The 25545-nt window shown below is 60.2% G+C and carries 22 protein-coding genes; 10 read left to right on the forward strand and 12 right to left on the reverse strand.

Translation table 11 applies throughout. The features are described 5' to 3' along the window. Positions 1–3 precede the first annotated feature (3 nt). From Q0J85_RS03290 to Q0J85_RS03300, 3 genes are read right to left on the reverse strand one after another with little or no spacing between them, the layout of a single operon-like run. Positions 4–765 (reverse strand): SDR family oxidoreductase, encoded by a 762-nt coding sequence (locus Q0J85_RS03290; RefSeq protein ID WP_367274591.1) that lies wholly within the window; start codon positions 763–765, stop codon positions 4–6. Positions 766–769: 4 nt separating this feature from the next. After that, positions 770–1792 carry an alcohol dehydrogenase catalytic domain-containing protein gene (locus tag Q0J85_RS03295; protein ID WP_294478225.1) on the reverse strand — a complete coding sequence of 341 codons (1023 nt, stop codon included), beginning with the start codon at positions 1790–1792 and terminating at the stop codon, positions 770–772. 14 nt (positions 1793–1806) lie between these two features. Continuing rightward, complete coding sequence (locus Q0J85_RS03300; RefSeq protein WP_294478226.1) at positions 1807–2514, reverse strand: SDR family oxidoreductase; 708 nt, start codon at positions 2512–2514, stop codon at positions 1807–1809. A 185-nt stretch (positions 2515–2699) separates the two neighbouring features. Here Q0J85_RS03300 and Q0J85_RS03305 point away from each other — a divergent pair, with 185 nt between their 5' ends. Then, complete coding sequence (locus Q0J85_RS03305; protein WP_294478227.1) at positions 2700–3455, forward strand: helix-turn-helix domain-containing protein; 756 nt, start codon at positions 2700–2702, stop codon at positions 3453–3455. A 12-nt stretch (positions 3456–3467) separates the two neighbouring features. Here Q0J85_RS03305 and Q0J85_RS03310 read toward each other — a convergent pair whose 3' ends face one another. Further along, complete coding sequence (locus Q0J85_RS03310) at positions 3468–4244, reverse strand: tyrosine-protein phosphatase (protein ID WP_294478228.1); 777 nt, start codon at positions 4242–4244, stop codon at positions 3468–3470. 52 nt (positions 4245–4296) lie between these two features. Continuing rightward, a complete protein-coding gene (locus Q0J85_RS03315; protein WP_294478229.1) occupies positions 4297–4620 on the reverse strand; it encodes a hypothetical protein in 324 nt (107 codons plus the stop codon). A gap of 72 nt (positions 4621–4692) precedes the next feature. Between Q0J85_RS03315 and Q0J85_RS03320 the strand changes: the two genes are divergently transcribed. The 4 genes from Q0J85_RS03320 (at position 4693) to Q0J85_RS03335 (ending at position 9731) form a co-directional block, all read left to right on the forward strand. Next, positions 4693–6126, forward strand: coding sequence for a hypothetical protein (locus tag Q0J85_RS03320; protein ID WP_294478230.1), 1434 nt, complete (start codon positions 4693–4695; stop codon positions 6124–6126). A 13-nt stretch (positions 6127–6139) separates the two neighbouring features. Continuing rightward, entirely contained in the window at positions 6140–7819 is a 1680-nt protein-coding gene (locus Q0J85_RS03325; RefSeq protein WP_294478231.1) for a hypothetical protein, read from the forward strand. A gap of 60 nt (positions 7820–7879) precedes the next feature. After that, positions 7880–9430, forward strand: a complete 1551-nt coding sequence (locus tag Q0J85_RS03330; protein WP_294478232.1) for a basic amino acid/polyamine antiporter — start codon at positions 7880–7882, stop codon at positions 9428–9430. Positions 9431–9608: 178 nt separating this feature from the next. Beyond that, complete coding sequence (locus tag Q0J85_RS03335) at positions 9609–9731, forward strand: hypothetical protein (RefSeq protein WP_294478233.1); 123 nt, start codon at positions 9609–9611, stop codon at positions 9729–9731. Here the strand turns inward: Q0J85_RS03335 and Q0J85_RS03340 are convergent. Genes Q0J85_RS03340 through Q0J85_RS03355 form a run of 4 tightly spaced genes read right to left on the reverse strand, consistent with a single transcriptional unit; the run spans position 9707 to position 14973 of the window. Further along, on the reverse strand, positions 9707–10531 hold the full coding sequence (locus Q0J85_RS03340) for an MBL fold metallo-hydrolase (RefSeq protein ID WP_294478234.1): 825 nt from the start codon (positions 10529–10531) through the stop codon (positions 9707–9709). The two genes, Q0J85_RS03335 and Q0J85_RS03340, sit on opposite strands and share 25 nt — an antisense overlap. After that, complete coding sequence (locus Q0J85_RS03345; protein WP_294478236.1) at positions 10521–11807, reverse strand: Mur ligase domain-containing protein; 1287 nt, start codon at positions 11805–11807, stop codon at positions 10521–10523. The genes Q0J85_RS03340 and Q0J85_RS03345 overlap by 11 nt, the downstream gene beginning before the upstream one ends. Beyond that, positions 11797–13842: an ABC transporter ATP-binding protein gene (locus Q0J85_RS03350; RefSeq protein ID WP_294478238.1), complete on the reverse strand. Its 2046-nt coding sequence runs from the start codon at positions 13840–13842 to the stop codon at positions 11797–11799. Before Q0J85_RS03350 ends, Q0J85_RS03345 begins: the two co-directional genes overlap by 11 nt. A gap of 9 nt (positions 13843–13851) precedes the next feature. Next, positions 13852–14973: a DegT/DnrJ/EryC1/StrS aminotransferase family protein gene (locus Q0J85_RS03355; protein WP_294478240.1), complete on the reverse strand. Its 1122-nt coding sequence runs from the start codon at positions 14971–14973 to the stop codon at positions 13852–13854. Positions 14974–15150: 177 nt separating this feature from the next. Here Q0J85_RS03355 and Q0J85_RS03360 point away from each other — a divergent pair, with 177 nt between their 5' ends. The 4 genes from Q0J85_RS03360 to Q0J85_RS03375 all read left to right on the forward strand — a co-directional run bounded on the left by Q0J85_RS03360 (position 15151) and on the right by Q0J85_RS03375 (position 21098). Next, positions 15151–16362, forward strand: coding sequence for a class I SAM-dependent RNA methyltransferase (locus Q0J85_RS03360; protein WP_294478242.1), 1212 nt, complete (start codon positions 15151–15153; stop codon positions 16360–16362). Further along, on the forward strand, positions 16347–17069 hold the full coding sequence (gene radC / locus Q0J85_RS03365) for a DNA repair protein RadC (protein ID WP_294478244.1): 723 nt from the start codon (positions 16347–16349) through the stop codon (positions 17067–17069). Before Q0J85_RS03360 ends, radC begins: the two co-directional genes overlap by 16 nt. A 112-nt stretch (positions 17070–17181) precedes the next feature. Further along, positions 17182–19752, forward strand: a complete 2571-nt coding sequence (locus Q0J85_RS03370; RefSeq protein ID WP_294478246.1) for a DUF2339 domain-containing protein — start codon at positions 17182–17184, stop codon at positions 19750–19752. Next, positions 19749–21098, forward strand: a complete 1350-nt coding sequence (locus Q0J85_RS03375; protein ID WP_294478248.1) for a hypothetical protein — start codon at positions 19749–19751, stop codon at positions 21096–21098. The genes Q0J85_RS03370 and Q0J85_RS03375 overlap by 4 nt, the downstream gene beginning before the upstream one ends. Before the next feature lie 6 nt (positions 21099–21104). On the opposite strand, the gene Q0J85_RS03380 is transcribed toward Q0J85_RS03375, so the two are convergent. Together Q0J85_RS03380 and Q0J85_RS03385 are read right to left on the reverse strand one after the other, a co-directional pair. Continuing rightward, a complete protein-coding gene (locus Q0J85_RS03380) occupies positions 21105–21977 on the reverse strand; it encodes a radical SAM protein (protein WP_294478250.1) in 873 nt (290 codons plus the stop codon). After that, a complete protein-coding gene (locus Q0J85_RS03385) occupies positions 21961–22236 on the reverse strand; it encodes a hypothetical protein (protein ID WP_294478251.1) in 276 nt (91 codons plus the stop codon). Before Q0J85_RS03385 ends, Q0J85_RS03380 begins: the two co-directional genes overlap by 17 nt. Before the next feature lie 174 nt (positions 22237–22410). On the opposite strand from Q0J85_RS03385, the gene Q0J85_RS03390 reads away from it, so the two are divergent. After that, on the forward strand, positions 22411–24456 hold the full coding sequence (locus Q0J85_RS03390; RefSeq protein ID WP_294478252.1) for a hypothetical protein: 2046 nt from the start codon (positions 22411–22413) through the stop codon (positions 24454–24456). Between the two features lie 78 nt (positions 24457–24534). On the opposite strand, the gene Q0J85_RS03395 is transcribed toward Q0J85_RS03390, so the two are convergent. After that, entirely contained in the window at positions 24535–25524 is a 990-nt protein-coding gene (locus Q0J85_RS03395; RefSeq protein ID WP_294478254.1) for a beta-ketoacyl-ACP synthase III, read from the reverse strand. Positions 25525–25545: the final 21 nt, after the last annotated feature.

Raw genomic sequence — 25545 nt, forward strand, 5'->3', positions numbered from 1 at the left:
GAGTCACCTCCCCATCCAGCCGCCGTCGACGAGGTAGATCGAACCGTTCACATAATCACTCGCCGCCGAGGCGAGGAAGACGGCAACCCCCTTGAAATCCTCCGGCGTGCCCCACCGTCCCGCGGGGATGCGCTCGAGAATCTGGCGGCTGCGTTCCGGATTTTCACGCAACGCCTGCGTATTGTCGGTCGCGATGTATCCCGGAGCGATGCCGTTCACATTCACGCCTTTTCCGGCCCACTCGTTCGCGAAAGCCATCACGAGCTCTTTCACCCCCGCTTTCGAGGCGGCGTACCCGGGAACGGTCACGCCGCCCTGAAAACTCAGAAGCGAGGCCGTAAAGACGATCTTGCCGCAGCCGCGTGCGATCATCTCCCGGCCGAATTCGCGGGTCATGATGAACTGTGCCGAGAGATTGATTTCGATGATTTTATCCCAGTATTCATCCGGGTGCTCGACGGCGGGTTTCCGCAGAATCGAACCGGCGTTGTTGAAGAGAATGTCGACATTCGGGTGTTCGCGTTTGACCTGCGCGATGAATGCGTAAAGCGCATTGCGGTCCGAGAAGTCACACTGATACGGATAGAAGTTTCTGCCGAGTGCGCGGATCTCGCGTTCCACTTCGCTGTCGGGTTCGAGCTGGGCGCTCACGCCGATCACATCCGCGCCCGCTTCCGCGAGACCGACCGCGATGCCGCGCCCGATGCCGCGCCGGCAGCCGGAGACGAGGGCGACTTTTCCATCGAGTTTGAATTTGTCGAGAATCATTTCATTCCTCCGTGCATTGGATCAGAATCTTCATGACGTTTCCGGCACTCTCCGGATACTCCATGGCCTGCTGCAGTTCTTTGAGCGGAAATACTTTCGTGATGAGCTTCTCCAGCGGCAGCTCCCGCGAGGCGGCGAGCGCGACGGCCGCATCGACGTCCTCTTTCTCGTAGACGCGCGCGCCGCACAGTTCGAGCTCTTTCCAGAAAAACTTGTGCAGATCGACCGGAACCGGTTTCGGATAGATCGCCACGATCACGATCCGGCCGCGCGGCCGTGCCATCGCCGTGATGGCCAGCGCTCCGGCTTCTGAACCGGAGACTTCAAACACGACATCCGCGCCGCTGCCGCCAGTCGCCTCGCGGACCGCTTCGGCCGCGTCGGTCTCTTTCGGGTTGATCGTCTTGAATCCGAGCTCGCGGGCGAAGGCGAGCCGGAACGGATTGATCTCCACAACCGTGACCTCTCCGCCCGCCTTGCGCGCGACAAGCGCGACGAGCATGCCGATCGGACCGCCGCCGTTCACGACGACCGTTTCGCCCGGCTGCACCCTGCCGCGACGGACGTCGTGACAGGCGACCGCGAGCGGTTCGACGAGCGCCGCAAGCTGCATCGGCATCCCGTCCGGAAGCCGGTGCAGAAGCCGGGCCGGAACCACCCAGTACTCCGCAAAGCCTCCCGGCGTTTCGATTCCGAGAAACCGGAGCTTTTCGCAGATGTGCGTGTAGCCGCGCCGGCAGGTTCCGCAGTTCCCGCAGTTGTCGAGCGGGCGCACCGTGACCGGCGTTCCGACCGGCCACCCCGTGACGCCGGGACCGACCGCGGCGACCGTACCGCTCACCTCGTGTCCCACCGCCTGAGGCGGATGGACGCGGCTGTCCATGCTGCCGTGGAAGATGTGGAGATCCGTGCCGCAGATTCCGCAGTAGGCGACTTTCACGGCGACTTCACCGGGGCCGGGAACCGGGTCGGGAATCTCATTGTACGCGATCCGGCGCGCGCCGAGATACTGGGCCGCTTTCATGATGAAGATTGCTCCTATTTGATGAGAAAGTTGATGTTGTCGAAATTGATCTCGCGGATCATCATGTAGTCCGGCTGGTCGAGAACAAAACGGATCACGTTCGCGACGTCCGCCGGTTTCAGAAACTTTTCGCGCGGGACTTTGCGGTCGCCCCAGTAGGCGCTGTCGACCGGACCGGGATTCACGTCAGTCACCTTGATGTGATGGGCGATCGCCTGATCGGCGAGGCCGCCGGAGAAGCCGCGCGCGGCGAATTTGGACGCGCAGTAGAGCGGTGCGCCCGGATTCGTCCGCTGTCCCGCCATCGAGATCAGCGTGACGATGTGCCCCGATTTCTTCGGCTTCATGAGCTTCAGCGCCTCCCGCGTGCAGAGGAAAACTCCGGTCACGTTCACGTCGAACATCGTCCGGAACACGGCGAGATCCGCTTCGGCCAGGTCCGGCGTCGGAATCCCGACCCCCGCGTTGTTCACGAGGAAATCCACCGTGCCGAACTTCGCCACGCAATCCGCGAACGCCGCTTTGACCGTCGATTCGTCGGCGACGTTCCCCGCCGTGAATGCGAATTTGTCGCCGAGTTCCGCCGCGAGCGACTCGAGTTCGTCCGCTTTCAGACCCAGGGAGTAGACGCGGGCTCCCCCCGCTGCCAGCGTCCGCGCCGTCGCCCGCCCGATGCCGCTGCCGGCGCCTGTGATGAATGCCGTTTTTCCTGCAATGCTCATTTTCACTCTCCGTTTCACCTGAATGATTTGAGTTCCCTTTCTCCATAATTATACCTGACTCCCTCGGGAATGTCAATACGGCTTCCTCGCAAAATAGATGTTTTTTCATCAATGTTAATTGAAATTTCATCATTGATGAAATATATTGGGTTTGGAGAGATGAAAAAACAAAAAACGGAGGCGAAATGGCAAACGGGGATCTGGTCGGCGCTCTGGTTCGCGGGATGGATATCGTGAAGCTCGTGGGGGAATCGCCGGACGGGATGCGGCTCGGGGAGATCGCCGCGGCGCTGAAGCTGAAAATTCCGACCTGCAGCAACCTGGTCCGGACGCTGACTGCGGGGGGATTTCTGGAGAAACGGAATATGCGTTTCTTCTTCGGGCCGGAGCTGCTGCGGCTTGCCGGACAGCAGCCGGGGTCGCCGCTGGAACAGCTGGCCGAACCGGAACTCCTGTTGCTGTATCAGCGGGTGCCGCGCGGGACGGTGGTGTTCGGGCTGGCGGGAAAACAGGGGATCGAACAGACGTTCCGGATCAGCTTCGAGCGGCCCGGAGTGATTCAGCGCCTGAACCGGGAGATCATGCACCCTTACGCGACGGCGGCCGGATTGATCGGGCTGGCATTTGCGGATGAGGAGAGTTTTCTGATCCAGAACGAACGCTGGCCGTTTTCGGAGTTCGGCCTCATGCTCTGGCAGAAACGTGCCGCTCTGGATGCCTGTCTGGAGGAGATCCGGCACACGAAGATTGCAGTTTCGCCGTTTGACCGGGATATTTTTCTCCGGATCTCCGGGGCGATCCTCGAGCCGTCCGGGCGGTTGGTCGCGGCGATCGGTGCGAGTGTGCCGGTCAGTCAGCTGCGGGAGGGCGACCGGCTGCGGATCGAAAGCGAAGTGCGTGCCGCGGCCGGCCGGCTTTCCCGGACTCCGGGCGGATGTTGACCGCCGCTGCGGTTATTCCGCCTGCGTGTAGAGTTCCCGCATGAGCGCGGTGTCGATGCCGAGGCAGTTCCGCAGGTAGTGCTCCGTTCCGCCGAACTCTCTGTCGATGACTTCAAACGCGGCGGCGAGGTATTCCGGGCGAACCGTGTAGATCGAAGCGAACCGCTCATCCGCCTCGATCGCGCTGCGGTATTTTTCCCGCACAAGCCGGGCGGAGAGCAGATAGTCCTGACGCACCGTCTCGCGTGGCGCTCCGAGGGAGAGCAGAAACAGCGCCGCGGCGAATCCCGTGCGGTCCTTCCCCGCCGAGCAGTGAAAGAGCAGCGGCGAATTTTCCGGATTCGACAGCAGCCGGAAGAACTCCCAGTACATCTCCTGCGCATCGCGCGCGAGGACGCGATAGAGCTCGCACATCATTTCCGGGGCGGTTTCGCAGGTCAGCCGGGTCAGTTCGAGGACGTTCCCCGGTTCGATCGGCAGTCGCACGGTGCGTTGAACCGTGTCGGGAAGCCGGTCCGGTGCGAGACGCACTTCATCGTCTCCCCGGAAATCGACGACGGTCCGGATTCCGCGCTCTTCCAGTGCGGCTTTGCCGCGGCTGGTCAGTCCGCTCAAGTCGTCGGAACGGAACACCCTGCCGGGTTTGATCCGCCGTCCCGGAACCGTTTCCAGCCCGCCAAAGTCGCGAACATTGAACATGCCTGCCACCGTGATCGGAGCGGCAAAGCGTTTCGCTGTCTGGAGTGGAACTTCTCCGGCCGGAAATTCGGCCGCTGCCGTATTCATCATCTGCTCTCCCCGGGATATCTCCCTGACAACCTAACATCGAAAGCCGGATTTGTCAACCCGCTACCGGAAAAATTTCCGGGATGTTTCCGGTCGTCTCAGCCGGACCGCGGATAGAGAATGGTAATAAAAATACCACTTTTTTAGAGTGATATCTTTCTTTTTCCTTATCTTTTCTCTGTTTTTCTGCAGAAAATAGAATTTTATCGTTTTTTTGCAGATGCGACTTGACAAAACCGGGAAACGGATCTCTATTGATATCAGAAGCTACAAAACCTGGGATGGAAAAGAATTTCGAGGAGGAGTGATTCTTTTTGATCCGCGCCCGGGAGCCTGCGTTTCTGCCCCGCCCCCGTGGCACCGGGATGCCGTGAAACAATCCGATCGGCCAGTGAAACCGCCGCGGTTCGGCGCATTTCCGGCCGGAATTTTAAGGATGAGGAGGTGGGGAATGAGAGGTTCACCCGGATTGGCGCTGACGGTTCTGGTCTCTTCGGCGCTGTTGGCAGGCCATGTCGCCGCCGCTCCCGGGGAGGAGGGGAGCGGATCTGAATCCGGAGTCCAGCTTCTGCGGTTTGTGCAGGACGATGCGCAGGACTACATGGTTTCCAAGATCTATGTGCTGAAGTATGCCCAGTCGAACGATCTGATGCCGTTTGTCGCAGGCATGATCAAACGGTACAACATGAACTCTTCCGTGAGTTGCATCGAATACGGGTCGCAGAACGAGCAGATTCTGACCGTGACCTGTCCCGTCGGCATGATGCCGTATGTGGATGCCTTTGTGAAGATGGCTGACCGCAACGTCACGATCGACGGCAAAGTCCCGGGCGACATCATCCGGGGAACCGGCATCACCCGGGCGGTTTATCAGCCGAAATACCGCTCCGGTCAGGATCTTGTTAATATCATTGTGAACGCATTCATCAATGAGGGGCCTTACGGTTCCGTCTACGGCTGGGATCAGAATTCAAACCAGATTTACTGGAAAGACAATGCGACGAATTCGGAGTTCATCTATCAGTTCCTCGCGTTTCTCGACCGTCCCGCGCCGCAGATCACTTTGACGTTCCAGCTTTACGAGGTGCGCGACAGCACGTTGCGCGATCTCGGAATCGAATACCTCGCCTGGAAGAACGGACCGGGGTTGAATCTTTTTCAGGTGGGATTTGACGTATTCAGCCTCTCCTCCGGAGGGAGCGCCGCGCTGCAGGCGGCATCGGGGCCGTTCGGCGGATTCTTCTTTGCGCCGCAGTTCGATGCGAGTTTCATCCGGGTGCTCGAACAGAGCGGCAGGGCGACACTGCGGAACAGCGCCACCCTCACGGTCGCGAACTCCGATGAGAACAGTTACGAGATCTTCTTCAATCCGCAACTTCAGAACATCGTGAAGAGCAACAACGACCAGAGCAGCGTGACGGAGAGTGCCGTACTTCAGGCCGGGCTCAATCAGGTCTATTTGAAGATCGTGACGCCGATCGCCTGTCTGCACAGCGGCTCCGAGGTCGATTTCGAGATTCCGAATTACACCCCGGGAGCTTACGACGGAGTTCCCGGCACGCTCGTTTTCGGATACGACGTGCAGGCCGCCAGCGTCGTGGAACGCAACAACTACGGGGCGGAACTCGTCGAGACAACTCAGCTGCAGGGCAACGTCGCGATCGATCTCGGCGTCGAGAAACTGCTCGCCACCTGGGAAAAGGAGGAACAAGTCGAACAGACCATCGGTGTGCCGTTTCTCTCCGATGTGCCGATTCTGAAATATCTCTTCAGCACGACGACCACGAGCGAGGAAAAGACCCATGTCTGTCTCACCGTGACCGCGGAAATCCTGAACACGAGCCCGCTGCGGGAAAAGAGCGGCGTGCTCCGGAAATTGAAATAAGGGAGGTGCGGCCATGAAAAAAACTGCATGGATTTTCCCGATGCTCTTCGCCGCCGTCAGCGGAATCTTTGCCGCCGGCGAAGTTCCTGCACCGCCGCGGGACTCGAACTTCGGCAACACCGGCGGCTATGACAGCACGCGGGTCGAAGTTCATCTGCAGGTCCCGGTTCGGGACGATGCCGAAGCGGTTCATTTCGTCAGGGACAACAACGATCCGCGGGTCGTCACCAGAACCTATCTCGTTCGACACGTCGATCCGTACGAAATTCGCGATTATCTGCGTCAGATGGTGCAGTCGAAGCGGGTCGGCAACACGGCGCTCGAGCAGATTTACCCGGGCAATACGACGACACCTCCTTATATCGCGACGACGAGTTCGGCGGAGCTCACGACTCCGGTGAACGCCCAGCCCGGTTACAATCCGGCTCTGCAGCTCGGCAGCAACACCGCCGTGGAGTGTCTGAAATATGTCGACGGCACCGGACTTCTGATCGTCAGCGCCGAGGAGTACCGGTTCCGGGATCATGAGAATGGAATGGGATTCGACTCGCTCATTGAGTTCCTCGACAAGCCGCAGATGGGCGCGAATTTGGGGACACAGACTTTCTTTTACATCCCGAAATTCGTTCCCGCCCGGAATCTCATGCCGATGATCGAGAATGTCGGCATGAATGTGACGGATGTGACGGAACTCTGGCAGGGGCAGGATCTGGTCGCTTACGATCCCGCGTTGAACTGGCTGGTTTTCGACGTGACGAACTATTCGCAGTCGAACATCGAGAAGATGCTGCGGCTCTATGACGTTCCGATTCCTCAGGTGCGACTGCGGATCCGGGTCTACGAGCTCTACAGTGAGAACGACGACAAGATCGGCGTGGATTTTCAAGCGTGGAAGAACAATCAGGGGGCTGATTTCTTCAGTGCGGGCGGCCGCTATCGGGACAACTGGTCGGCGGTTTACGGCGGAGCCATGGGGCGAACCGGCTCTGAACGCACGAGTTTCTACAATTTCAATCCGAAGTGGAACACCCGGTATCTCGATTTTCTGGTCAGCAGAGGAGAGGCGAAGATCGCACATACCGGGGAGTTGTGCATTCGGAACAACACACCGGCGCTGCTTGAGCGCAAGACGCAGATCTTTTACGTCAAGAGTTCGACGCCGGCGGGAGACGCGCAGAGTTCCTCCGATATGGGGGTCGGGCCGTACGAACTGCTGTCGGCGCTGGTCGGCCGGAACTTCACGAGCTCCTCGGAGGAGGAGGTCCCGGTCGGAAAAGGTGACCGACAGGAGGTCGAGGCGTTTTCGGGGTTTGGATTTTCGATGAACATCGAGAACGCCTCGGTGAATCTGGCCGAGACGCGGTTCACGGTTTCACTCTCCAATTCAAGTCTGATCGGATTTGAATCCAATGGCACGCCGCGTATCTCGGAGAACAGTGTGGTCGGCCAGGTTGTCAGTCTGCCGTATGGAACGGATTCGTTCGTGATCGGCGGGTTGCGGAAGCAGGAGGAGGTGACCTCCTCTTCCGGGATTCCGCTCCTGAAATCGATTCCGTGGATCGGCTATTTGTTTTCGACCGAGTCGAAGTCGATCAAGAGTTCGGAGCTCATTGTGGTCGGCGAATGCGAGTGGGACGCGCAGCCGGACAAGCCCGGACAACCCGCCAAGAGCAGATCCTACCAGGTTCCATAGGCATATCAACCATCGACGCCTCCCGGGAGTGGGGCGCGTAACAGCGAAAGGGGAGAAAAAATGTCGGAATCGAATGATAACAGAAAACTCGGCGTCATATCGCTTGCCGCTCTCGTCGTCTCCGCCATGATCGGAGGGGGAATCTTCAGCCTGCCGCAGAACATGGCGCAGAGTGCCGCACTGATGGCCGTGATCATCGCCTGGATCATCACCGGGATCGGAATGTTTTTCATCGCGAACACATTCCGGGCCTTGTCCGCGGCGCGTCCGGACGCCTCCACCGGAATTTACGCCTATGCGCGGCTCGGATTCGGGCGGTTTGCCGGATTTCAGATGGCCTGGGCCTACTGGCTCTGCAACATCTTCGGCAACGTCGGATTTGCGGTGCTGCTCATGGATGCGTTGAATTATTTCTTCCCGGGGGTCTTCACCGGGGGGAACAACCTCTGGTCGATCATCGGCGGATCGATCGTGATCTGGGGAATGAATTTCGCGGTGCTGGCCGGGATGAAGCAGGCGGCATTCATCAATACGGTCGGGACGGTGTGCAAACTTGTGCCGATCGCGCTTTTCATTCTGATTATGCTGTTCGCGTTCCGGTGGATTTTCTTTTCGACCGACGTGCTTGGAAATCAGACGATTCCGGAGCATGGGATCAAGCCGCTCGGGTCGCTCTTCGACCAGGTGCGGTCGACGATGCCGGTGACGCTCTGGGCGTTTATCGGCATCGAGGGGGCGGTGGTGGTCTCCTCCCGGGCGAAAAGCCCGGCGGCGGTCGGTCGGGCGACGGTGCTCGGGTTTCTGGTCTGTCTGGCGATCTATGTCCTGCTCTCGGTTCTGCCGTTCGGGCGGATGTACCAGCCGCAACTCGCGGATCTCGCGAATCCATCGACCGCGCCGCTGCTGCAGGATGTGGTGCATGGATCGTGGGGCGGGATTCTGATGAATCTCGGTGTGATCGTCGCGCTGCTCACGAGCTGGCTCGCATTCACGATCATGATCGCGCAGATTCCGTATGCGGCCGCGCTGGACGGGACGTTCCCGCGCATGTTCCGGAAAGTCAACTCCAAAGGCATGCCGAGTGTTTCGCTTTTTGTCACGAGCGCGGTCATGCAGCTTGCGATGATCTTCGTCTACTTCGCGAACAACGCCTGGAATACGATGCTGACGATCACCTCGGTGATGATTCTGCCGCCCTATCTGGCGTGTACACTCTATCTCTGGAAAATCTGTGTGACGAAACAATACCCCGCCGGAATGCAGGTCGGCGCGCGTTACGCGCTCGTATGCGGCGCTGCCGGGTCGCTCTTCGCTCTCTGGATGATCTATTCGGCGGGATTGCGCTATCTCATGTTCGCATTCGTCTTCCTGCTGATCGGGATTCCCGTCTTCATCTGGGGGCGGAAGAACGCGCTTGCGGATGATGCGGCGGCGACTGATCGCCGCGTCTTTACCCGGAAAGAGATGATCGGAGCGATCGCCGTGGCCGTAATCGCCGTGATTTCGATCATTGTGATGATCGTTCAGACTCCGCTGGTCGACAAGCGGTTCCACAAATGGGCGCACTGGGCGGAAGACGAGGTCCAGACCATCGAACATGACGGAAAATAGCTGTCCCCCGGGAAATCAAAACCCCCGGTTCATCCGGTGGTTTTGATTCGAGGAGACGCCGGAGGCCCGTAAAGAAGATCGAGTCGGTCATCGCGGCTCTCCAGGCTGCGGGATTGATCCGGGTTCTCGCTTCGTTCCGCCCGCTGTTGACGTTCAAAAGTCCGACGGCGGAGCGAGCATGAAACAACACGGCATCCCCGTGCTCATGATTCACGGGGACGAGCTGCGCAGACTTGCGTTGCGGGCGGGTGAGTCGCCGGGGCGGCTCTCTCTTTCTCAAACGCCGACTGGGGCGGAATAGCGGCGTTCGCGTTCGAGCGTCATGCCGTCGCAAGCCGCTTCCGCACCGATTTCGGCGGCTTTGGCCTGAATGGCTTTCGCGTCTTCCGGCCAGAGGGTGCGGGCGAGGTGATTCAGCACGACCCGGGTCGTTTCGTCGATCATGCCGCGGTTGCGGAACGTCGCGAGCAGATGGCGCACCACGGTACGGTCGTTATGTTCAAAGATCCGCCAGTCGCCCTCTTCCGCCATTGTGCAGTCGATCACGATCCAGTCGAATTTGATTCCGTCGATCAGCAGCCACTCCGGTTTTGTGAGTCCCGCTCCGTCGAGCGCATAGAGCAGCGTTCCGGCCGCGCTCTCGAAGAGAAAGTGATACGCCTGCTCCGTTGGAAAATCGGTCAGGTGGTTCGCGGGGAGCGCGGTCACATTGAGTTCGCCCAGCTGAAAATGGAGTCCCGGTGCGAGTTCGCGTTTCTCAAAATCCCCGGTCGCCGGCAGCTGTGCGAGCGCCTCGGGCGAGGCGTAAACCCGGAGCGGTTTTGTCCGGTCCGGCGTCCGGGCGAGTTCCGTAATCTGTTCCGGCTGGAAATGGTCGCCGTGGGAGTGGGTTACGAGCAGTGCGTCGACCGCTCCGAAGTCGATGCCGTTCCTTTGCAGATTCCGGAGTCCTGTCACGCCGCAGTCGATGAGAATGTGCCCGTTCAGGAGAGAACTGGTACTGCCGCGTACGCCCGGTTCCCCGAACCGGTTCCAGTCATAATCGGCAGCTCCGGTTCCGAGCAGAACGAGCCGCATTCGGGCAAGCGTGTCATTTGGCATCTGCCGGACTCCCGGGCAGGTGGCGGAAAATCTGCTCGATGTCGCCCGCCCCGATCACCGCGAGCAGCAGCGGTCGTTCGCCGGTATAGTCGAGTGCCGTGCGTGCGATTTCCTCCCAGCTGCCGTCGAGATAGCGGATGCGCTCCCCCGCTGCTGCGGCGAGGTCGGCTCCGCCGGAGGGGCCCGTTTCGCACCACGCCGCGAAAACCGGCGTGACGATGGCCGAATCCGCTTTCGCAAGTTCAGCCGCCAGCTGCGGCAGATATTTGTGCAGCCGCGCGTAGCGATGCGGCTGAAAGACGATCCGCAGATGATGTTCCGGATATGCGAGCCGCAGCGCCTCGATCGAATTTGCCAGCTCAGTCGGATGGTGCGCATAATCCTCGATCACGGTCAGCGTGTCAGAGTTGCAGTGCGCGCTCATGCGGCGCGCGACTCCCGCGAAACTCGTGAGGGCCTCTTCCGCCTCTCCGGAATCGACTCCGAGCAGAGCTGCCGCCGCAACGGCGAGTTTCGCGTTGCGTGCCTGGAAGCCGAGCCAACGCCCGCCGTATGCGCCCGGTCCCGGAAAATCGAGCCGGGTCGCCGCTGGATGATCCGCAAAAAGTGCATCCGGGTGCTCGCCGGGATAGTAGAGCAGATGTTCACTCTGAAACGCGAATTTCCGGAAATTTGCAAAGAGCTGCTCCTCTCCGCCGACACTCCAGCTGTGGTCGTCCTCGATATTCGGCACGATCCCGAGATAAGGATGGACAAACGTGTGGGTGCCGTCGGACTCGTCGACCTCCATGATGAAGAGATCGTCCCCCGTGCCCGCCGAGGCGGAGTCGCCGCCATTTACCGCCGCCCCGATGAGGAATCCCGGTTCCCGCCCGGCGTGGACGAGGATGTGGGTGAGCATCGCCGTGACGGTGGTTTTTCCGTGCGATCCGGAAATCGCAACCGGCCTCCGGTAGAGCGCCGCGAGGCGTGCGAGAAATTCGCCGCGCCGGAGCTGTGGAATTCCGCGTTTCGCGGCCCGTTTCCGCTCCGGATTCTCCGCCGTGACGGCGGAGGAGTAGACGACCAGTTCCGTGTTTTCCGGCAGGAACTCCGCGTCGTGTCCGACGTGGACCGTCGCTCCGAGCGCGGCCAGATGCGCGGTTTTTCCGGTCGACTCGCGGTCGGTTCCGCTGACCGACGCTCCCCGCGTGAGCATGATCTCCGCGAGCGGAGCCATCCCGGCCCCGCCGATGCCGACAAAGTGAATGTGATGGGGGAGGCGGTTACTCTTCATCGAGCTGAAACTGCGTGTTGTAGAGCCGGAAATAGATACCGGACTCGTTTTTCATCAACTCTTCATGCGTGCCGGCCTCGGCGATTCTGCCGTCTTTGAGGACGATGATCTTGTTCGCGTTGCGGATCGTCGAAAGCCGGTGCGCAATCGCAAAGACCGTGCGGTTCGCCATGACCCGGTTCAGTGCCTCCTGCACGAGTTTTTCGGTCACGGTATCGAGTGCGCTGGTCGCCTCGTCGAGGATCAGGATCGGCGGATTCTTCAGAATCGCGCGGGCGATCGCCACGCGCTGCTTTTCACCGCCGGAGAGCCGGAACCCTTTTTCGCCGACCTCCGTATCATACCCCTCGGCGTGGCGGCCGTCGACGATGAAGTGATGGGCGTTCGCGAGTTTCGCCGCTTCGATGATCTCTTCGCGCGTCGCTTCCGGGCAGCCGTAGGCGATGTTGTTCGCGATCGTGTCGTTGAAGAGGATCGCATCCTGGTTCACAACGCCGATGACCCGGCGCAGCGAGGCGATCTCGTAATCGCGCACATCGACGCCGTCAATCTTCACAGCTCCGCCCGTCACGTCATAGAAGCGGGCGATAAGATTCGCGATGGTGGTTTTCCCGGACCCGGTTTCGCCGACCACGGCGACCATCTGGCCTTTCGGAATTTCAAAGCTCACATCATCGATGATCTTGCGTTCCTCATAGGAGAATTCGGCGTGGTCGAGCTCGATCCTGTCCCGGAACTCATTGAGTTTTACGGCGTTCGGTTTTTCCGGAAGCGACGTGTCCGTATCGATGAGCTCGAAGTAGCGGTCCGCCGCGGCCATCGACCGCTGGATCGAAGTCACGACTTTCGACAGATCCTTGATCGGACGGTAGGCCATGAACGCCGGTGCGAGCAGCGCCGCGATCTCGGTGATCGAGACCCCCTGGCTGTACGAGTAGACGAAAAAGACCAGCGTGGAAATTACGGCGACGACTTCCATCGCCGGAGAGAGCAGCAGCTGCAAGCGCAGTGCCCGCACCACCTGCTTGAAGTAGCGGCGGTTTTCGCTGTGAAACCGTTCGATCTCCATCTTTTCGGTGTTATACGCCTTGACGAGCCGGATTCCGGTGAACACTTCGTGCATGCGGGAGAACACTTCCGCGATGCGGGCAAAGCTCTTCCGGTAGACCCGGCGGATCTTACGCCCGAGGAAATGGATCGGCAGGAAGATCACGGGTACGCCGATGAGCAGAATCACCACAAGCGAGTAGCTCTCGTACTCCCGGCACGCCATGAGAATCGCCACGAGGCAGGCGAAAATCTGGATCGGCGCGCTCGTGAGATCCGCCACCGAGTTCGATACCGCGTTTTCGATTGCGGAGGTGTCGTTCGTCGAGCGGCTGATGAGATGCCCGATGTCGATCTTTCCGTAATACTGCAACGACTGATTCACGAGTTTGTCGAAGATCTTGTCGCGCAGATCCGCGACCACTTTCGCCCCGACCCAGTGCGTGTAGTAGTTGCTGATGAACGTCGCGAGATTCTTCACCGTCCACGCGATGATGAAGACAAAGACGTAGACCGCAAAGATCTGCCAGGCGAGCCGGCCGCCCGGGCCGACCGCCTCGAATCGGAACTTCCACGGCCAGCTTACGACGATTTCGCGCCCCTCGACGGAGAACGGAAGTCCATACTTTTCCGCCGCACTGCGCGCTTCGTTCAACATCTTGGTCAGCTGCGGGTCGTTGTCGACCGGGTGCAGCAGATCCTGGACGGCTTTTTCCCTCTCCTCGCGGGTCAGCCCGGGCTGTTCGAGAATTTTGACGACGTCCTGCGCCTCTTTCTCGAATTGGGCCGCCTCTCCGCTGCCGGTTCCGTGCTCGACGGCACCGACCAGGCGGGGAACCATCAGCAGGCTCACAAGCAGTGAGCCGCCGACGAGAATCCCCGAAATGATGCCGACCGAGAGCCGAAACCAGTAAGGACGGGCGTATTTCAGCAGCCGGAAGTAACTCTGGGCTTTGAATTCGCCCTCATTGCCGCTTCTGCGTCCCATTCCGCTTCCTTATTTGAGAAAGGCCGCGATCGCGTCAACGACCTCTTTGCGCTGGGCGGTGGTCGATTCCGGATAGATCGGCAGCGCCATGATCCGGCCGGTCACTTTTTCACTGACCGGGTAATCCCCCTCTTTCCCGCCGAGTGCGGCAAAGCAGTGCTGCAGGTGCAGCGAGAGCGGGTAGTAGACCGCACAGCCGATGCCGATCCCGCGCAGGTGAGCGACGAGGGCATCGCGCTTTCCGTCCGCGACTTCGATGCAGTACTGGTTGTAGATGTGGCGGACCGGATAGGCGGCTTTTTTCGGGAGCGACACCTTGTCGAGCAGACCCGCTTCCGCAAAAAGCCGGTCGTACTCCGCCGCATTGTGCTGGCGCGCCTCGCTCCAGGAGTCGAGGTGCGGAAGTTTGACGGAGAGGATGCCCGCCTGCAGGGCGTCGAGGCGGAAGTTGCCGCCGACGTAGTCGTGCATGTAGGTGCCGCTCTGGCCGTGGTTGCGGAATATTTTGAGGAGCTTCGCTTTTTCGGGGTCGTTGCATGTGACCATGCCGCCGTCGCCGAAGCAGCCGAGGTTCTTGCTCGGGAAGAACGAGAAACAGCCGTAGTCGCCGATCGAGCCGACGCGGCGTCCCTTGTACTCCGCACCGATCGCCTGGCAGGCGTCCTCAATGACGATGAGGTTGTGTTTTTTCGCGATTTCCATGATCGGATCCATGTCGGCGCTCTGGCCGAAGAGGTGGACCGGGATGATCGCTTTCGTGCGGGCGGTGATCTTCTCCTCGATCTTCGCGGGGTCGATGTTGTAGGTCACGGGGTCGATGTCCGCGAAAATCGGCGTCGCACCGACGCGGACGATCGCACCGACCGTCGCGAAAAAGGTGAACGGCGTGGTGATGACCTCATCGCCGGGGCCGATTCCCTCGACCATCAGCGAGATGATGAGCGCGTCCGAACCGCTCGTGACGCCGACCGCGAAATTGCTGCGGCAGTAGGCCGCGACCTCTTTTTCAAGTTTTTCGACCTTCGGGCCGAGGATGAAATACTGGGAGTCGGCGATCTCGGAAAACTCCTTGAGCACCTGCTCCTTGATCGTCGCGTACTGCGCTTTCAGATCCAGCAACGGAACCGCCATATTCTCATCTCCTTACGCTCAATGTAACTGAAGAACTCCCGACTCGGGGAGTTGCGATACGAAAACTCTGGCATAATATAGCCCCGGTTCCGCAATCTTTCACCTTTTTTTTGATTTTTTTTTCGCAATTTGCCGCACCTCCGGCTATATTAAGCGCCGGAATACGGGGATGAACAAATGCGGATCGGTACGGAATTTCAGTGTGAAGTCGAAACCTGCGCGCTCGGTGGCGACGGAATCGCCCGGGTCGGCGGAGAGGTCATTTTCCTGCCCGGAACGCTGCCGGGCGAGAAGCTGATCGGCAGGATCACGGCGGAAAAGAAGAATTTTTCCCGGGCGGAAGTGGTCCGCTTCGGCTCGAAGAGCCCGCACCGGATCGCGCCCGGCTGCCGTTATTTCGGGCGCTGTCCCGGCTGCTGCTATCAGCATGCCGATTATGCGTATGAGACTCAGCTCAAGCAGCGCCAGGTGCTCGACATGATGAAGAGTGCGGGAGTCGCATGTGAGGAATCTGCGGTCATGGAGCCGTTCGCGCCGCAGCCGCCGTTCGGCTACCGCAACAAGATCGTGCTGCATGCGCACAAGGTGCGCGGAGAAACCTCTTTCGGTTACGTCATGGCGGACAACACGACCGTGACCGACATCGAGGCGTGCCCGCTGGCGCATCCGGAGATCAATGCGGAACTTGCGCGACTGCGGGCGGACAAGGGGTTCTTCCACTCTCTGCACGAGGGGATGAGCGTGACGTTCCGCCGCACGGAGCGCGACGGCGTGAAGTTCTGGCGCAATGCGCCTGCGAAGAATCTCACCTGGCTGCGGGAGAAGACTGCGTTCGGGGAGCTTTCGGTGCCGTGCGGGAGTTTTTTTCAGGTGAATCCGGCGGGCGGTGCGCGTCTGGTCGAACGGTTTCTCGAAGTGGTGGAGCGGGTGAAACCGCGTCGCGTCATCGATCTCTATGCGGGGGTGGGTCTCTTCGGGTGCGCGGCCGCGAGTCGCGGCGTGCCGGAGATTCTCGCGGTGGAGTCGGACGGTGCGGCGGCGGAGGCGGCGAAATATAATCTGGGGAAATTCCATCCCGTTTCCTCGCGGGTCATTGCGGGGGATGCGGCCGAGGCGTTCGCGGACTCCGGGCGGCAGGGTGCAGAGGATGCGGGGTCGACGCTGCTCGTGGTCGATCCGCCGCGCACCGGGCTCTCGGGGAAAGCGATGAAGGAGCTTTGCGGCAGTCCGTTGCGGAATATCGTCTACATCTCCTGCCATCCGGCGACCTGGACGCGCGACGCGGCCCGGCTGATCCGGGGAGGCTTTGTCTTGCGGAAACTCGAGGTCGTGAATATGTTTCCGCGGACCGAACACTTTGAACTCTTCACGGAATGGGTGCGGAACTGAGCATGGCCGGGCCGGAGAAAAAGCATACGGACGGCCACCGCCGACGGTTGCGGGAGCGTTTCCTGCGGGCGGGTCTCGACGGGCTTCAGGATTACGAGGCGATCGAGCTGCTGCTCACCTACGCGATTCCGCGGCGCGATGTGAAGCCGCTGGCAAAAGAGCTGCTTGAAACCTACGGCTCGCTTGAGAAACTGCTCGACGCGACCCCGGCGGATCTGCTCGATCGGCACGGGATGGGGCCGAGCGGAACGACGCTGGTGCTGCTGATCCGTCAGCTCTGCTCGAAGTACCTTGAGCAGAAGATCCGGGATGTCGATGTGCTGGACTCCTCTGCCGCGACGGAACGGTTTTTGCGCATGAAGCTCGGCGGCGGGCGCAAGGAGACGTTCATGGTGATCTTCATGAACAGTCACAATCACGTTCTGGATTTTCAGGTGTTTCCGGGGACGGTCGACCGGGCGGCGGTCTACCCGCGCGAAATCGCCGAGAAGTGTCTGCGGACCGGTGCGACCGCCGTCATTGCCGCGCACAACCACCCGAGTGGAATCTGCATGCCCTCCGACGGGGATCTTCAGACCACGCGGCGGATTCTTGCCGCGCTCCGGACGATCAACGTCGGGCTGGTCGATCATCTGATTGTGACGCCGACCGCCTGCCTGAGTCTGCGCGGCAACGGTATGCTCAAGCGGCTCGAAGCCCAGATCTGATCGCGTTCGGCTGAATCGGACTTTCCGGGTTGCAAATCCATTTTGCCATGATACAGTAATTCGGGAACATGTCGGGGATTTTAAGTGCATTCGATGTGCGGGAGGTGATAGAATGGAAGTTTTTATTGTGTTGCTGTTCCTGTTTTTTCTCCTCGGCGGATTTGTCTTGCTCATTGTGAACGTGATTGCAGTCAATTCCTGCCGCAAAGCGGTGGGGAAGCTCGCCGAACGGCTTGAACAACTGGAGCGGCAGGGGGCGTTTCGCCCGTCCGTTTCCGTGGCCGCATCGAAACCGAAACCGGAACCGAAACCATTGCCGGGAATTTCCACCCCGCCGCGGGCGGCTCCTGTTTGTGCGCCTGTGCCGAAGCCGCCGGTTTCTCCCGCTTCCGCAGCCGTGCCGAAAACCATCTCCGTCTCCGCACCGGAGCCGAGGTCAGCGGCGGTGTTCGCCGAAAAGCTCGCCTCCTCCTTTACCGCCCCGGAGCCGAAACCGAAGGCCGCTCCTGCGCCCAGCCCTGTGCCAAGACCTGCGCCGGAATCTGCTCCGAAACCGGAATCGGAAACCGCTTCGATTCCGCAGCTTCATCCGTCCGAATTCGAACGGCGTGCAGGGGAGGCGCTGCAGAAGATCTGGAGCTGGATCGTTGTCGGCGAGGAGTTCCGGCCGCGCCGGGTCGCGGTCGAATATGCGGTCGCGACGGTCTGGCTGGTCCGTTGCGCTGTGCTTCTGCTGCTGATCGGGATCGGGTTCTTCGTCAAGTATTCCCATGACAACAATCTGGTTTCACCCCAGGCGCGCATTGCGGGGGTGATTCTCATCGGGCTTGCCGTGGTCGGCGTCGGCTGCCGGCTGGTGAAGTCGGAGCGTTACCGGCTGCTCGGCTTCGGACTCTCCGGAGTCGGGATTGTAACGCTCTATTTCGCGATTTTCGCGGCGGCGTCGATCTACAAGTTCCTGCCGGTCACGGCGGCGTTCCCGCTCATGATCCTCATCACGATTTCCGGGGCGCTGCTCGCATTGCGGCAGAATTCGCTCTTTGTTGCGCTCGTGGCGGTGATCGGCGGATACGCCACGCCGATTCTGCTTTCGACCGGCTCAAAACATCTGCCGGAACTCTTCGCTTATCTGGTCTTCATCGGGGCAGGGGCGCTCTTCCTGGCGTTTTATCGCAACTGGAGAATTCTGAATTTCATCGCATTTCTGTTGAATTACGGGATTTTTCTGGGGGCAGTACACAAGTTTTACGATCCGCTGTCGCGGGCGGACTTCGGGCAGACGGTCGGATTTGCAAGCGGGCTCTTTGTGCTCTTTTCGCTGCTGCCGCTGCTCTATTCGCTCGTGCACCGGAAAAAGATCACGCTGCTTGAAGTCCTGCTGCTCGCTGCGAATGCGACGCTCTATCTCATAACCGCGATATGGGCAGTCGAAAAGAGCTTCCCCGATTCGCGTTACGGGGCCGGAGTCTCGCTCTTTGCGGCGCTGGTGTTTGTGGTGGAGTTCCTGGCGTGCGTGAAATTCCGTGTGCGTGACCGGAATCTCTACCTCGCGCTTCTGGTATTCGCCTCGTTTGCGGTGGCGCTGACGTTCCCGCTGCTGCTCTCCGGCCACTGGATCGTGGCGGCGTGGGCGATTCAGGCCGTGGCGATGCTCTACCTAGGTTCGCGCTGCGGCAGCCGGTTCCTGACGACGCTCGCGCTCATCCTCCATGCGGTGGCGGCTTTCGATGCAGTCGTGATGCTCAGGGAACTGACGTTCATCCAGGCGGACAACTACTGGCCGGGGATGCTCGACCGCCTTGTGTCACTCGGCAGCTGTGCGCTGGCGTTCGCTGCTGGATATTTCATCCTGAAGCGTGGCGGCGGAACCGACGGCCATCGGCCCGAAGTGGTCGGCACGAACGAACCGGAACCGTTCGGCACGGAATTGAACGGTGAGATCGTCAATGTATTTTTCTGGGGAGCGGCGATTTTCCTCTTTGCCCTCTTCCGGATCGAGATTGAGAACTTCCCGGTTTTTGCGCCGGTGCTTCGGGTCACGCTCTCTGCCGTGCTTTATCTCGGTACCCTCGGATTCCTGTTCTGCCGCTACCGCCGGAGCGGAAACAGGACGCTGGGCGGCTGGATGGCGGCACTGGTAATCGCGGCGGTGGCGGATCTTGTCCGGCTGGCACTGCTCGGGCAGAAAATCGATTATCCGCTCGACTGCGGATTCCGGCTGGCGGCGTTTCTGCTTTACAGTGCGGGACTCGCGTGGACGGCGAAACGGCTCTTTGCCCGGGAGGGAGAGTCTCGGAATTTCGCCGGATTTTTCGCTGTTTCCGGCGGTGTGCTCTGGTTCGGTTACAGCAGCGTGGAGTTGTATCAGGGGTTGACGCTCTATGTGCCTGAGTTTGCGGCAGGCGGGCTCTCCGTGCTCTGGGCGGTTTACGCGCTGTTGCTGCTGATCGGCGGGATTCGCTTCCGGCAGCGGGCGATGCGTTACTGCGGGCTTTCCCTTTTCGCTGTGGTGGCGGTGAAAGCGATTCTGCTTGATATGGCAAAGCTGCCGTCGCTTTACCGGGTGCTTGCGTTTCTGGCGATGGGGCTGCTCTTCTTTGTCGGGGCGTTCGCCTACATGCGGGTCGAACAGCTCTTTCGGCCGGACGGGGAGGAGACGGAAAAGGAGGAGGCGGAGAAATGAGAAAACGATTGCTTTATGTGTTGTTGCTGGTGTTCTGCAGCGCACTTCAGGCGGCCTCTCCGGAGGATTACCGTTTTTTTACGGAACTCGTTCCGCCGGAGAAGGTGGTGACGAAACAGCTGAATTCCGTCCGGCTCAATAACGCTGTCTGGACGGCGATTTCGGGGCTTGGTGACATGCGGCTCTACTCTGCGGCAGGGCGGGAGCTTCCGTTCAAATCCGAACAGCTGTTCGAAAGTGGCAGCACATTGCGCAGCGAACCGGTGCCGTGCCAGGTTATTTCGTTCAAGCTGGAAGGACGTAAGGCGGTGATCTTCGTCCGTGTCGGCAGGGATGGAAAAGGAGCGCGGGTCGACTCGCTCACCATTCGGACGAACGAGCGGGATTTCGAGAAACGCGTGACGATTTCGGGGCGTGATAATGTCGCGTGGCATGAACTTGTGCGGGAGTCTCCGTTCTTCGACCGCAATCCGCGTATTGCGCTGCGGCGCGTTTCGTTCCATTTCTCCGCAGGATGCTACCGGGTGCTGAGAATCGAGATCGACAACTACGGAGAGGATTACGTCTCCCCGTTGCGCCGGATTACGGAGGGAGAGACGCCGGAGAACCGCAAAGAGGAACGCGAAGTGCTCTTCCGGGAGCTGAAGATCGACGGCATCGATCTCAGCGTGAAGAAGAGCGTAAATGTTTCTGCCTGCGCCGTTGAACAGTCGTTCGAGCCGGAGATACGGAGCGTGGCGAACGATCCGGAAACGAAATGTACCGTCATCGAGTTTGATTGCCGGAGGATTCCGATGACGCGCCTCGAACTGTTGAGTTCCAGCACGAATTTCAGCCGCGAGGCGACGTTCGAGACGGTCGATGGCACTTTGAAGAAACATGCGCGGCTTGAGAGCCTTTCGATTCCGGGATACACCCGCCGCACGACGGCGATTTCATTTGGCGGCGAACAGCGGCTCGGACTCTGCCGGATCACGATCCGGAACGGGGACAATCCGCCGCTCGAAACTCTCACGCTCAAGGGGTACGGCCCGGTTTACCGGCTCGTTACGCTTGCGGCGGATATCCCGGCGAAACTCTGTTACGGAGGAAACGGTGTCGCCCCCGGTGATTACGATCTCGGACGGACGCTTTCCGGTATCAATACGGCGACGCTGAAGTTCAACGAATACCAATGCGGCCCGCAGTTGGATACGCCTGATTTTCGGGAGTCGGAGGAGGAGAATTCCTGGTTTTTCTCTTCGAAATGGATCTTTCCGGCGGCGACCGTGCTGCTGGCCCTGGTGCTGATTGTCTTTATCGTGCGGAACATCGGCCTTGTGGAGAAGTCGCGGGACGACAATTGATCCGCCTTACCACAGCGCGTCATTCACTGTGTGCAGGCATCGGCGGAATTTCCCGTTCGGCCCGATGACGCCGAACGTTTTCCCCGCGGGGCAGGGGACGGCGTCCGGGCGACCGTAATGAGCGAGATATTCCGACGGCTGGTCACGGCATTCGCAGAGGATCTCATCGCAGAACTGGTAACGGGTTTTCCCGCGGGGCAGGGCGCGGATCTGCTCTTTCAGCGCGTTCCACTCCTGCGGCGTCAGCGCGAGATCGGTTCGACTGCGGCCGCGCCCCTCAAGCATCATCGCTCCGGCCTGTATGGTGCGCGCCCCCGCGACTGCGGCCGCGGCGAAGAGGTCGGCGAACTCCGGCGCGTTGACTCTGGTCGCCGTCAAACTTACGTCGAACGGCCAGCGCAGCTCTTTTGCGCGCGCCAGCAGTTCCAGAACCGGCAGACAGCTCCGGCGCGTCCCGGTCATCGCCCCATAGGTGCGCAATCCAGGGAGGCTCGTGCTGAGGCGCACGCGCAGTTTCCGGAACCGTTTCAGCCTCTCCTCGGTCATCCGGGAGCCGTTCGTGAAGAGCGAGAGGTCGCATCCGGGCGCCCGTTCGCGCGTGTAGCGCACAAGTTCCTCCGCGTCGCTCCTCAGGAGGATTTCGCCGCCCGTGAAGAGCAGACTTTTCACGCCGCCTGCGAGCGCCCGGTCGATGATCCGCTTCCACGCGCGGGTCGGCAGATCGCGCTTCGCGAGTTCCGGGAACTCATGCCAGACGCAGTAGCAGAACGGGCAGCGGAAGTTGCAGTGGCGCGTGAGCTCCAGAATCAGATGCGGCGGCAGCGTACCGGAGTCGGGCGCTTTCCCGTTCGGGCGCTCTGTCTCAGCGGGATTCTTCATCGCTTCCTGCGGAGGGTTCCGTCGGAGGTTTTCTCGGAGGCACTCCTGCCAGGGGGGCGGGGGCGATTTCTCCTCGAATGATGGCTGTTTCGGTCGATTGCTCCGGCGCGATGTCCCCCGCCAGAGGGGCGATGCCTTCCCCACAACCGCCCGCAAGCGGGAGCAGTGCGAGCAATCCGGTGAGCGGCAGCCCTTTGCGGATCGCGGCGGCAAGCCGCTTCTGCCTGTTCCGGTCGGCCTTGTTCAACTGGTATTTCATGGCGTTTTCCCTCCGCTGATGATTGTATAAGACATGATAGCGTTTTTTTGTTGGAAATTCAAGTGGAAATTCTCTTTTGTTGTCGGAAAAATCTGCAGAAAGACATTTGACAACCGGATTTTCTGCATTTATTTTATTGTCGAGACGGTGTTCCGTAAACGGGAGTTCGCTGAAATGTGGCGGTCGATTAAGCGGAAAGTTCTGTTCCCGGATGTTTCGGCACGAGGCGCTTTTTACGCATTGACGCAGCTGCTCTGCGGTTGTTATCTTCTCGGATCACTCGCGATTCTTATGTTCGGCTTCTGCGGCGTCAGTCTGGAAAATCCGCTTCGTTATGGAGGCGACGCCTCTCTCCGGAACTGGCTCGGGTATCTCGACGGGGGCGGCCGGCTTGTTCTCGCGGGCTGGGCGGGGATTCTATTGGCTTTCGTCATTTTTTACGTATGGACAACGCTTGCGTTTTTCCGGAAGTTCGCCCCGCGCGCTCCTCTTTCCCCGTTCGGGTGTTGGGTGATCTGGATCGTCCTCTCGCTGTTTTTGTGGAGAATCGGAGTCCCTGCATGGGTTGCCGTGTGGATTTTTCTCGCGTTTTTTCCGGCCGTCCTGCCGCTCTTTCACAGTGCGGACCGGTGGAAGAGCGCGCTCGGCGCGGCTCTCTCCTGGTGCGTCGGGAGCGCGCTGGTGCTGATTCCGCTCTGCTATTATGACGCGATGCTGTTTCGGGGCGGGTACGGATTCCACGGATCGGAGGAGGCTGTTTCGGGGATCTTCGGAATTTCCGGGTTCGGTTGGATGTTCTGGCAGGCCGCCGCTCTGTTTTTTCTCGCCGTCTGGTACATCTTGACTGCGCTCTTTTTCGCACGGCGCAATGGCGTTCATCTGCGCGCGCTGTTCGGATTGGGCGTGGCGTTCTGGTGGGGCGTTTCCGGTGCGGTCTTTCTCCTTTTCTGCATTTTGACGGCGGTTGCAGGACGCGAGGTGTCGCGCGAAATCGCGGCGCTTGAACGCCGTTTCGGTCGGCCGGTGACGGTGGAGGCGCTGGCGGAGACCTGTTGCGACAGCGAAACACCACCGGATCCGGTCTGGCTGGAACGCTGGAAACAGCTGTGCGACGCGGCTTCTCCATTTCATCCCGGCGATGATGAGGAGAACGAGGAGTGGACCGAGTTCAACATCGTACCCGACTGTGTGATGATGTCGGAAGCTGATCTTGTCCTCTGGCGGGAACGGTTCAACCGGCACGCTCCCGCGCTGGACGAATGGGAGGCGCTGCTTGCCGGGCCGATTCCCCCGGAGGCGCGTCTGACCCGGCGCGGCGGATGGTTTCACGGGACCGGTTCGGGGGTGGAGCAGGATTGCCGACTCTTTTTCAAACTCCAACTCTGGCGGCTCTATTTTTCTCTGGTCGATGAAAACCGGGAAGAGGCGCTTGCGGCTTACCGCTCTCTCCGGCTTACGGAGAAATTTCTGCAGCGGGAGCTGCAGACCGGCGCGTTTTTTCCGGTTGATCTGGTTGAACTGCGACTGACCGGCTTCCGAATGCTGCTTGCATCCGGAATTCTGACGGACGGGGAGTTGAAGTGCCTCGCAACCGAGATGGAGGAGATGGAACTCGCGCTGGAGTCGCAGCTGGAACGTTTCCGGTACAGTCAGGCGGTCTGCGCTCTGGAGTTTTGCGACCTCTTTGCCGATGGGAATTTCAGTGCATACGGGAGCAATCCGTTTCCGTTGAACGCAACCCGGTTTCTGCTGCCGCAGCTCCGATGGTACGGTCTGAGGGAGAAAGCGGACCTTGCCCGACTGCTTCTCAATCCGGAGTCTCAGAGTCCGCCGCTTTTCCTGAGCGGCGCAATCGCCCCTGATGACAGGATTCTGTCGCATTCCCTCCGGAAACTCCAGGCCCATTGCCGGGCGTTGCGGGTGATGCTCCGGGTGGAGCTTTCCCGGCGGCGGTACGGCTCTTTGCCGGAGACGCTTCCCCATCTGCCGCCCGACCCGTATGGTTCCGGGACGATGGAATACAAATTCGGAATGTTTCCGTGCCGCCACCGGATTTTCTCGCGCCGGAGGTTGACGGGATTGCCGGGCGCTCCTCCCAATACGTTCCGCTGGGAGAGCCGCGAAGTGTTCAAACTCCTCCCGGCGATTCAGGTGCGCTGCCCCGGTGCGGGAGAAAAAAACCGGGAGGAGGTTTCCTGCACGTTGCCGATCCGCGAGTGACGGCGCCGTTTCGCCGAAAACAAAATCAGGCGGCGGATTCTCTCCGTCGCCTGATTGCCGTTACAGGGAAATACCTGTTCAGAATTTGAGCAGCATCGCCCCCCAGGTGAGGCCGCCGCCGAACGCGGTCAGAAGAACGTTGTCCCCCTTTTTGATGCGCCCGCTGCGGACCGCTTCGTCGAGGCAGAGCCCGATCGACGCCGCCGAGGTGTTGCCGTAGTGGTTGATGTTGAGGAACACCCGCTCATCCGGGACGCCGAGCCGCGGTGCGACCGCGTAGATGATCCGGCTGTTCGCCTGATGCGTGATGACCAGATTGACTTCGTCCGGCGTGATCCCGGCCTCTTCCAGCACGTTTTTTCCCGCATTGACCATCGCATTCACCGCGAGTTTAAACACCTCTTTGCCTTCCATGTGGATGAAGTGTTCGCGGGCTTCGACCGTCTCGTTGCTCGCGGGTGCGCGGCTGCCGCCGGCAGGCATCTTGAGGATTTCACCATAACCGCCGTCGGAGTGCAGATCGCTTGCGACCAGGCAGTCCGGCTCATCGGTTCCGTCGTTCTCCAGCAGAACCGCTCCGGCGCCGTCGCCGAAGAGCACGCAGGTGTTGCGATTCGTCCAGTCCGTGATGCAGGAGAGCTTTTCCGCTCCGATCACCAGCACATGCCTGTACCGGTTCGGGTGGGTTTTCATGAGGGCACAGGCGACCTCAAGCGAATAGAGCAATCCGGAACAGGCCGCTTCAAGGTCGAAACAGAACGCCCCTTTTGCCCCGAGACGGTCCTGCAGCACACAGCCCGTGCTCGGAAACACATAGTCCGGCGTGATCGTCGCCACAATGATCGCGTCGAGATCCGCGCCGGTGATTCCGGCCATTTCCAACGCTTTCAAACTCGCGTGATAGGCGAGGTCGCTCGTGGGTTGATCCGGCGCGGCGATGTGACGCTCTTCGATGCCGGTGCGGGTGCGGATCCACTCGTCACTAGTCTCGACCATTTTCTCGAGATCCGCGTTGGTTAAAATCCGATCCGGAACATAGGATCCGGTTCCTGCTATCCTGATGCTCATGTCACTTCCTTGTGCTGAGAT

It is taken from the genome of uncultured Victivallis sp. (assembly GCA_944389935.1).
Lineage (GTDB): Bacteria > Verrucomicrobiota > Lentisphaeria > Victivallales > Victivallaceae > Victivallis.